This is a genomic window from Rhodocyclus purpureus (assembly GCF_016653115.1).
GTDB lineage: Bacteria > Pseudomonadota > Gammaproteobacteria > Burkholderiales > Rhodocyclaceae > Rhodocyclus > Rhodocyclus purpureus.
This window is the reverse complement of sequence record NZ_NHRX01000001.1, coordinates 1-8,281: the sequence shown is the minus strand read 5'-3', so window position 1 is coordinate 8,281 and position 8,281 is coordinate 1. Positions and strand designations below refer to the sequence as shown.

Annotated in this window: 10 protein-coding genes and 1 pseudogene; 7 read left to right on the top strand and 4 right to left on the bottom strand. The window is 62.5% G+C overall.

The features are described 5' to 3' along the window. Nucleotides 1–143: 143 nt before the first annotated feature. The 7 genes and pseudogenes from CCR84_RS16370 to CCR84_RS00020 all read left to right on the top strand — a co-directional run. Nucleotides 144–992, top strand: a pseudogene (locus CCR84_RS16370) (acyltransferase family protein); the annotation flags it as partial. Nucleotides 993–1,184: 192 nt separating this feature from the next. Beyond that, nucleotides 1,185–1,937: an SGNH hydrolase domain-containing protein gene (locus CCR84_RS16365; protein ID WP_338052535.1), complete on the top strand. Its 753-nt coding sequence runs from the start codon at nucleotides 1,185–1,187 to the stop codon at nucleotides 1,935–1,937. Nucleotides 1,938–1,960: 23 nt separating this feature from the next. Further along, on the top strand, nucleotides 1,961–2,128 hold the full coding sequence (locus tag CCR84_RS00035) for a hypothetical protein (RefSeq protein WP_201208892.1): 168 nt from the start codon (nucleotides 1,961–1,963) through the stop codon (nucleotides 2,126–2,128). 64 nt (nucleotides 2,129–2,192) lie between these two features. Further along, nucleotides 2,193–2,954, top strand: a complete 762-nt coding sequence (locus CCR84_RS00030; RefSeq protein WP_201208891.1) for a glycosyltransferase — start codon at nucleotides 2,193–2,195, stop codon at nucleotides 2,952–2,954. Nucleotides 2,955–3,036: 82 nt separating this feature from the next. Further along, nucleotides 3,037–3,921 (top strand): UTP--glucose-1-phosphate uridylyltransferase GalU, encoded by an 885-nt coding sequence (gene galU, locus CCR84_RS00025; RefSeq protein ID WP_201208890.1) that lies wholly within the window; start codon nucleotides 3,037–3,039, stop codon nucleotides 3,919–3,921. A 197-nt stretch (nucleotides 3,922–4,118) separates the two neighbouring features. After that, complete coding sequence (locus CCR84_RS16360) at nucleotides 4,119–4,493, top strand: phosphohexomutase domain-containing protein (RefSeq protein WP_338052534.1); 375 nt, start codon at nucleotides 4,119–4,121, stop codon at nucleotides 4,491–4,493. A gap of 33 nt (nucleotides 4,494–4,526) precedes the next feature. After that, entirely contained in the window at nucleotides 4,527–5,264 is a 738-nt protein-coding gene (locus tag CCR84_RS00020; RefSeq protein ID WP_242508451.1) for a hypothetical protein, read from the top strand. A gap of 200 nt (nucleotides 5,265–5,464) precedes the next feature. Here CCR84_RS00020 and CCR84_RS00015 read toward each other — a convergent pair whose 3' ends face one another. From CCR84_RS00015 to CCR84_RS16320, 4 genes are all read right to left on the bottom strand, one after another. Beyond that, complete coding sequence (locus tag CCR84_RS00015; RefSeq protein ID WP_201208889.1) at nucleotides 5,465–5,722, bottom strand: DUF4351 domain-containing protein; 258 nt, start codon at nucleotides 5,720–5,722, stop codon at nucleotides 5,465–5,467. Between the two features lie 554 nt (nucleotides 5,723–6,276). Beyond that, the gene (locus CCR84_RS00010) at nucleotides 6,277–7,296 is read right to left on the bottom strand and encodes an Rpn family recombination-promoting nuclease/putative transposase (protein ID WP_201208888.1); all 1,020 of its coding nucleotides are present in this window, start codon (nucleotides 7,294–7,296) and stop codon (nucleotides 6,277–6,279) included. A gap of 562 nt (nucleotides 7,297–7,858) precedes the next feature. Further along, a complete protein-coding gene (locus tag CCR84_RS00005) occupies nucleotides 7,859–8,080 on the bottom strand; it encodes a DUF4351 domain-containing protein (RefSeq protein WP_201208887.1) in 222 nt (73 codons plus the stop codon). Further along, nucleotides 8,067–8,281: hypothetical protein (locus CCR84_RS16320; RefSeq protein ID WP_207186162.1), on the bottom strand; the 215-nt coding region annotated here is incomplete at its 5' end. The genes CCR84_RS00005 and CCR84_RS16320, both read right to left, overlap by 14 nt.

The following is an 8,281-nucleotide window of genomic DNA, read 5'->3' as shown; positions in this document are numbered from 1 at the left end:
GAATTTTGCTGAAAATGCCATTTAGCTAAGAAAAGCTTGTTCGAAGCGTTTTGCTTTTAAAAATTCACGCAAAAGGCGTGAGCTAGCCGCTTAAGCTCTGCCGAATTTAGCGTTTTGAAAGAGGCTCCGGTGGCTACGTTGGCGTCGACGTGTTTTTCGTGATCTCGGGCTTCGTGATCGCCAGCGTCGTCCAGTCCGATCTGGTTGCCGGACGGTTTTCTGTTCGCGGTTTCTACGAACGGCGGATTCGTCGCATCTTTCCAGCGCTGTTCGCGATGATCGCGTTTTGCCTGGTCGTCGGCTGGCTGGTGCTGATGCCGGATGACTTCAAGCGAGTTGGGCAAAGCAGCGTTGCCAATGCGGTTTTCCTGTCGAACTTCTACTTCCTGAAAGACAGCGGCTACTTCGGTGCGACGGCGGCGGCGAAGCCTTTGCTGCATACGTGGTCGCTGGCGGTGGAAGAGCAGTTTTATCTCTTGCTGCCGCTGTACTTGCTCCTGCTGAAGCGCTTGAGCGATTCAGGGATGCGCTGGCTGACTGTCGGCATCGCTCTGCTCAGCCTTGTGCTGTCGATCGTGGCGACGCGGTATGAGCCGCAGGCGAGCTTTTTCATGTTGCCGACGCGTGCCTGGGAACTGCTGGTCGGCGTGCTGCTCGCGCAAGGCGTCGTGCCTGCTACGCGCAGCAAGCGTGACGGATCGCTGCGGTCGCTGCTGGGAATCGGTCTGATCGGATTTGCCGTGCTCTCGTACTCCGACCAGACGGTTTTTCCGGGCTTGGCGGCTGTCCCGCCCGTGCTCGGGGCCGCGTTGATCATCTCGGCGGGAGGGGGCGGTGCCAGCGCTTGGCTGGCGACCAGGCCGATGGTTTTTGTCGGGCAGATCTCGTATCCGCTGTACCTGTGGCACTTCCCCTTGCTGGGTTTTGCGAGCTACCTGAGCTTGACAGGTCTGGGGCTGAGCGAGTTGCTCCTGGTCAATCTGGCGATCTTCGTGTTCGCTCTGGCATCGTGGCGTTTTGTCGAAAAGCCGGTGCGGGAACGCCGGGTCTTCGTCGGGCAGCGAGCGCTGTTCCTGTTTGGCGGACTCTGCGTCGCGGCGACGCTGGCCGCAGGTCTGGCAATTCACTCGGGGCGCGGCATCGAGTCGCGGTTTGCGGGTGATCAGCTCAAGATCGTCCAGGGAATGACTGATCGGGTGGCCGGAGCCCAGAATCCTTGCATGAACCTCACCGCTGAGCAGATCGCGCTGGGCAAGTTGTGTGCGCTGGGGGCGACCGAGGGGGCGGCGCCTACCGTCGACACCGTCGTGTGGGGGGATTCCCATGGGGAAGCCCTGGCGCCCGGTATCGCCGACGTCGCGGCGAGGGCCGGAAAGTCCGTGCTGTTCGCCGGGCGGCACGGCTGTGCGATTGGAACCCACTTGCAGGACAGCAGTTGGCAAGCCCGAGACTGTGCTGCGTTCGACGGTGCAATGCATCGCTGGCTGCTGGCGTCACCCCGGATCGGGCGGGTGGTGCTGGTTTCACGCTGGTCATCGCTGCGTGATGCAAAATCGGTTGCGGCAGCAGACAGCTTGGCCGAGGTGGTGAAGCAACTGACTGCTGCGGGCAAGCAGGTATGGCTGGTAGGGCCTGTGCCGGACGTTAAGACGCTGGTGCCGCGGGCGCTATATCTGAGGTCGCTGGGGCTGGCGCAGGATTTTGAACTGCGGCCTCGTGAGGATGAGTTCAAGGCGACGCAGTCGCGAACGCTGGCGGTGTTGGGAGAATTGTCGAGACTACCGGGCGTTTCGCTCGTGCTGCCACACGAGGTGCTTTGCGCGGATGGATGGTGCGAGGTGGTGCGCGATGGCAGGCCTTTGTATTTCGATGACAACCATCTCACCACGGTTGGTGCAACACTGGTGGCGCGGGTGCTGGAGCCGGCGTTTCGCTGAGGCTGGAGAGGTTTCGAGATCGCATGTTCATTAGCAAACCTTGGGCACGGTTGACGTCGGCGCTGCACATGCGCCGAGCGCTCCGGCTTTTTGCCGCAGAGGGTCTGCGCGTGACCGCGGCGGCGACCGATCATCGGATGTCGGCACCGGCCGGCGCGTTCGGCTGGTTGCCGGATGCCGGCGCCTTGTAGGAAAGCGGCCGGGCGATGAAAGAATGGGCGGGGTAGCGTTTTGATTGATGAGGCAATGGCAGGAGTGAAGATTTCGCTGGTGACGGCGACGTGGAATTGCGCGGGGACGGTGGCCGATTGCCTGGCCTCGGTGGCGGGCCAGTCTTACGCCAATCGAGAGCACGTGCTGATCGACGGCGCCAGTCGGGACGACACGCTGCGCGTGCTGCAGGCGCACCGCGAGCAGTTGGCGGTGCTGGTGAGCGAAACGGATCGCGGCATCTACGACGCGCTGAACAAGGGGATCGCCCGCGCCAGCGGCGACGTCGTCGGCTTCCTGCATGCCGACGATGTGTTCGCCGGCCCGGACGTCCTGGCCCGGGTGGCTGCGGCCTTCGCCGACCCGACGGTGTCCGCGGTTTATGGTGATCTGCAGTACGTGCGCAAGGACGACGTGAGCCAGGTGGTGCGGCACTGGACTTCGTCGCCGTTCAGCCGCCGGCGACTGGAATGGGGCTGGATGCCGCCGCATCCGACGCTGTACGTGCGCCGCGAGTGGTACGAGCGCATCGGTGGCTTCGATGCCCGTTACCGGATCGCTGCCGATTATTTCAGCATCCTGCGCATGTTTTCGCAGCCGGATTTCAAGGCGGTGTATCTGCCCGAAGTGCTGGTGAAGATGCGGCTGGGCGGGGCGAGCAACCGCTCGCTGAACAACATCGTGCGCAAGTCGCGTGAAGATCTCGATGCGCTGCGGCGCGCCAGGGTGGGAGCATTCGGCGGGCTGGGGGCACTGGTGTGGAAGAATCTGAGCAAGGTGGGGCAGTTTCGGGGGAAGAGGCGTTAGGGGTTAAGTGTTAGGTTTTAGGAGGGGGGAATGGATGCGTTTGCGATATTCTTCCTTGATCAAATTCTGTTGCGGTGACGTAATGATAAAAAAAGCTGTTTTTCCGATCGCGGGCTTGGGAACCCGGTTCTTGCCGGCAACCAAGGCATCGGCCAAGGAGATGTTGCCGGTGGTGGACAAGCCGCTGATCCAGTACGCGGTTGAGGAAGCCTACGCGGCCGGCATCCGCCACATGATTTTCGTGACCGGTCGTACCAAGCGCAGCATCGAGGACCACTTCGATACCGCTTATGAACTGGAAAACGAGCTCGAGCTGGCCGGCAAGACGGCCTTGCTCAAGGTCGCGCGCAGCATCGCGCCCGAGGACATGATTTGCTCGTACGTTCGGCAGCCTCGTGCGCTGGGGCTGGGGCATGCGGTGCTGTGCGCCAAGGAGCTGGTAGGCCGGGAGCCCTTCGCCGTGTTGCTGGCAGATGACCTGATGGTTGGCAAGCCTTCGGTCATGGCGCAGATGGTGCAGCAGTTTGCCGAGTGGCAAGCGAGCTTGCTCGCCGTCCAGGACGTTCCCCGAGAGCACACCAACCGCTACGGGATCGTGAGCGGTCAGAGCGTCGCGCCCGATTTGGTGGATTTGAGCGGGATTGTCGAAAAACCAGCCCCGGAAGTGGCGCCGACGACGCTGGCGGTGGCTGGACGCTACATCCTCACGCCAGGCATTTTCAAGGAACTCGAGAACCTGCCACGCGGCGTCGGTGGCGAAATCCAGCTGACCGACGGCATCGCCCAGCTGCTGCGCCGGGAGAAAGTTTTTGCGTTCCGCTATGAAGGCACACGCTACGACTGTGGCAGCAAGCTCGGCTTCCTGCAAGCAACCGTCGATCTGGCCGAACACCACGATGAGGTGGGTCCGGAGTTTTCGGAATGGCTTGCTGCCCGGCACAAGGTGGATGCCGGAGTGCCGAAGTGATCATGCGTCGCCGCATGTTGGCTTGTAGCTGTAGGTCGCTCATTTGCTACCACACCGGGGGTCAGGTCTGGAATTGTTGCATCCGGCGATCGATGCAACGATGTGAGACCTGACCCCCCGTTTTTTTGGGCGGGGTGTCGGGTTACGCTGCGCTAACCCGACCTACGCCTACAGCGTTTTTTGCAAGGGATGTGCTCGTGGAACAGCGTTTGATCGATTTGTCGGGCCTGGTGGCCGAATCCGGTGTGCGTTTCGGCACCAGCGGCGCGCATGGCTTGGTCCAGGACATGAGCGCGCCGGTGTGCCGGGCGTTTGCGCTGGCCCTCCTGCAGGAGGTGGTGCCGCAGGCGCGCCGCGTGGTGCTGGGGCACGATCTGCGCCCGAGCAGTCCGGCGATTGCCCGCGCCTGCATGTCCGCGGCGCTGGAACGCGGCGTGGAGGTAATCTTTGCCGGTGCGCTGCCGACTCCGGCGCTGGCCGCCTACGCGCTGGATCAGCGGTTGCCCGCGATCGTGGTGACCGGTAGCCACATTCCGTTCGACCGCAACGGGATCAAGTTCTACACGGCCTAGGGCGAGATCAGCAAGGAACACGAGGCGGCGATCATGGGCGCGCGGATCCCCGAGTATCGCGACTGTCTGCCCGCCCTGCCCCCGCCCGATGCAGAGCCGCTGGCGCGTTACCGCGACCGCTATCTCAACTTCTTTGCGCCCGGCCTGTTGCAGGGCAAGCGCCTGGGCCTGTACGAGCATTCGAGCGTGGCGCGCGACTTCCTGCGCGATCTCCTGGTCGCGCTCGGTGCCGAGGTAGTGTCGCTCGGGCGTACCGACACCTTCGTGCCGGTCGATACCGAGGCGGTGAGCGCCGCCGACCAGACGATGGGACAGGCGTGGGCGCACGCGCATGCTACTTCCTGGGGGTCAGGTCTCGAATTGTTGCATCCGGTGGCGATGCGACAATTCGAGACCTGGCCTCCCAGATTGTTGAAGAACGAACTGGATTGCCACGGCGCTACGCGCCTCGCAATGACGGCAGCGCCAGGAATGCGTGCAGAGGGGCTGAGCCCTTCATCGCGAGCCCGCAGGGCGTGGCGAACCAGTGCGTCGATACTGATATCAGTTCGCGCGTGGATGGCTGGCCAAGGCGAGGAGACGGAAGAACGAACTGGATTGCCACGGCGCTGCGCGCCTCGCAATGACGGGATGGCGGCGCGTCATCGCGAGCCCGCAGGGCGTGGCGATCCAGTGCGTAGGGCTGATATCGGGTCGCGCGTGGACGGCTGGCCAAGGCGAGGAGACGGAAGAACGAACTGGATTGCCACGGCGCTACGCGCCTCGCAATGACGGCAGCGGATGGGCGCGTTTCATGATCCGGGGCGGCTTACGCTGCGCTGACTCGACCGACGAAGGAGCATGCATGACCGCGGCTGGCGATGCAAGGACGCGGGATCATGCTACTTCCGGGGGGTCAGGTCTCGAATTGTTGCATCCGGCTGTCGGCGCGGCGATGCGAGACCTGCCCCCCTTACGTTGAACGTCGCCGCTCAGCCGGAGAAAACCTCGTCGAGGCTCGCCGCGTCGAGGACCCGATCGCCCCAGAGCTCGATGTCCACTGACGACGCCTGGCTGATCCTCTGGATGAGATCGGGAGGCAACTGGCCGAAGCGGCGTGCGAGTTGGCGCTGCAGCAAGAGCGCTTCGCCCTTCTCGATGCCTTTCTCGATTCCTTTCTCAATGCCTTTCTCGATTCCCCGCTGCTCGTGCTGCAGCGCCCACAGGTCGAAGCGTTCAGCTAGCGTCATTTTCAGCTCCTTCAAGTCTTGTACCTTCGGCAGCACCAGCGAGTTTTTGCTCTGCCGCAACAGCACTGCGCGTTAAGTGATCGATGCTACCGCTCGGCGTGCAGGTCTCGAATTGTTGCATCCGGTGGCGATGCGACAATTCGAGACCAGACCTCCCAGATTGTTGAAGAACGAACTGGATTGCCACGGCGCTACGCGCCTCGCAATGACCGGATAGCGACGCGTCATCGCGAGCCCGCAGGGCGTGGCGATCCAGTGCGTAGGGCTGATATCGGGTCGCGCGTGGATGGCTGGCCAAGGCGAGGAGACGGAAGAACGAAATGGATTGCCACGGCGCTACGCGCCTCGCAATGACGGCAGCGGATGGGCGCGTTTCATGATCCGGGGCGGCTTACTCTGCGCTGACTCGACCGACGAAGGAGCATGCATGACCGCGGCTGGCGATGCAAGGACGCGGGGTCATGCTACTTCCACGGGGTCAGGTCTCGAATTGTTGCATCCGGCTGTCGGCGCGGCGATGCGAGACCTGCCCCCCTTACGTTGAACGTCGCCGCTCAGCCGCAGAAAACCTCGTCGAGGCTCCCCGCGTCGAGGACCCGATCGCCCCAGAGCTCTATCTCCGCTGCCGATGCCTGGCTGATCCTCTGGATGAGATCGGGAGGCAACTGCCCGAAGCGGCGGACGAGTAGGCGCTGCAGCAAGAGCGCTTCGCCCTTTTCGATGCCCTTCTCGATGCCCTTCTCGATGCCTTTCTCGATTCCTTTCTCAATGCCTTTCTCGATTCCTTTCTCAATGCCTTTCTCGATTCCCCGCTGCTCGTGCTGCAGCGCCCACAGGTCGAAGCGTTCAGCCAGCGTCATTTTCAGCTCCTTCAAGTCTTGTACCTTCGGCAGCACCAGCGAGTTTTTGCTCTGCCGCAACAGCACTGCGCGTATCCAGATCGCAAAGATGCGCTTGAGTTCGGGATTGCCTTCCAGCCAGTCGTTCAGAAGATCGATCAGCCGCAACAGCGATGACTCGTTCTCCGGGTGCTCGAACCTGATGACCGCCGCCATCAGGTTCTTCAGATCGGCAAGCTCGGGCTCAGTGTACCTGCTCTCGTCGATCAGCAGGTACTCAAGCTTCGGCAGGTATTTCGCGACCAGCCCGGGCACCCGCGGAATCAGCGCCGCCACGTCGGTCGCCGCGGTCCACTTGGCGTCACCGTTGTAGAGCACGATCGGCAGCACCGGCGGCAGGTGCTTGTCGGGCAGGACGTCCTTCCTGCGGATCAGGTCCTGATAGAGCAAGCCGACGTAAGTCATCATCCGCACCGCCATCCAGGCATCGACCGTGCTCTGGAATTCGATCAGGATGTACAGGTAGATCCACTCGCCCTCGGCCTTCACACGCCAGACCACGTCGTCGGCGCGGTGACGCAGATCGTCAGCGACGTAGCTGCCCGGCACCTTCTCCAGCGTTCCGTAGTCGAGGCTGTGCAGCCACTCGTCCGGAACGAAACCCATGATCAGGTCACGGACGAGCTCCGGCGCCGAGAAGAGCAGCTTGTAGGAGGCGTCATCTTGCTGTTTCATGAGGCGATTTTACTGCCGGATGGCATTTTTAGCGAAGGGTATCGAGTGATCGATGCTACCGCTCGGGGGTCAGGTCTCGAATTGTTGCATCCGGTGGCGATGCGACAGTTCGGTGCCTGACCTCCCAGATTGTTGAAGAACGAACTGGATTGCCACGGCGCTACGCGCCTCGCAATGACGAGATGGCGATGCGTCGTCGCGAGCATGCGGGGCGTGGCGAACGAGAGCACGTCATCGCGAGCCCGCAGGGCGTGGCGATCCAGTGCGTCGATACTGATATCGGTTCGCGCGTGGATGGCTGGCCAAGGCGAGGAGACGGAAGAACGAACTGGATTGCCACGGCGCTGCGCGCCTCGCAATGACGGCAGCGGATGGGCGCGTTTCATGATCCGGGGCGGCTTACGCTGCGCTGACTCGAACGATGAAGGAGCATGCATGACCGCGGCTGGCGATGCAAGGACGCGGGGTCATGCTACTTCCTGGGGGTCAGGTCTCGAATTGTTGCATCCGGCTATCGGCGCGGCGATGCGAGACCTGCCCCCCTTACGTTGAACGTCGCCGCTCAGCCGCAGAAAACCTCGTCGAGGCTCCCCGCGTCGAGGACCCGATCGCCCCAGAGCTCTATCTCCGCTGCCGATGCCTGGCTGATCCTCTGGATGAGATCGGGAGGCAACTGCCCGAAGCGGCGGGCGAGTTGGCGCTGCAGCAAGAGCGCTTCGCCCTTTTCGATGCCTTTCTGCTCGTGCTGCAGCGCCCACAGGTCGAAGCGTTCAGCTAGCGTCATTTTCAGCTCCTTCAAGTCTTGTACCTTCGGCAGCACCAGCGAGTTTTTGCTCTGCCGCAACAGCACTGCGCGTTAAGTGATCGATGCTACCGCTCGGCGTGCAGGTCTCGAATTGTTGCATCCGGTGGCGATGCGACAATTCGAGACCAGACCTCCCAGATTGTTGAAGAACGAACTGGATTGCCACGGCGCTGCGCGCCT

Excerpts from the sequence above, each read along its gene's own strand:
- CCR84_RS16365 (WP_338052535.1), top strand. The coding sequence starts at position 1,185 with ATGACTGATCGGGTGGCCGGAGCCCAGAATCCTTGCATGAACCTCACC.
- CCR84_RS00035 (WP_201208892.1), top strand. The coding sequence starts at position 1,961 with ATGTTCATTAGCAAACCTTGGGCACGGTTGACGTCGGCGCTGCACATG.
- galU (WP_201208890.1), top strand. The coding sequence starts at position 3,037 with ATGATAAAAAAAGCTGTTTTTCCGATCGCGGGCTTGGGAACCCGGTTC.
- CCR84_RS00020 (WP_242508451.1), top strand. The coding sequence starts at position 4,527 with ATGGGCGCGCGGATCCCCGAGTATCGCGACTGTCTGCCCGCCCTGCCC.
- CCR84_RS00015 (WP_201208889.1), bottom strand. The coding sequence starts at position 5,722 with ATGACGCTAGCTGAACGCTTCGACCTGTGGGCGCTGCAGCACGAGCAG.
- CCR84_RS00010 (WP_201208888.1), bottom strand. The coding sequence starts at position 7,296 with ATGAAACAGCAAGATGACGCCTCCTACAAGCTGCTCTTCTCGGCGCCG.
- CCR84_RS00005 (WP_201208887.1), bottom strand. The coding sequence starts at position 8,080 with ATGACGCTAGCTGAACGCTTCGACCTGTGGGCGCTGCAGCACGAGCAG.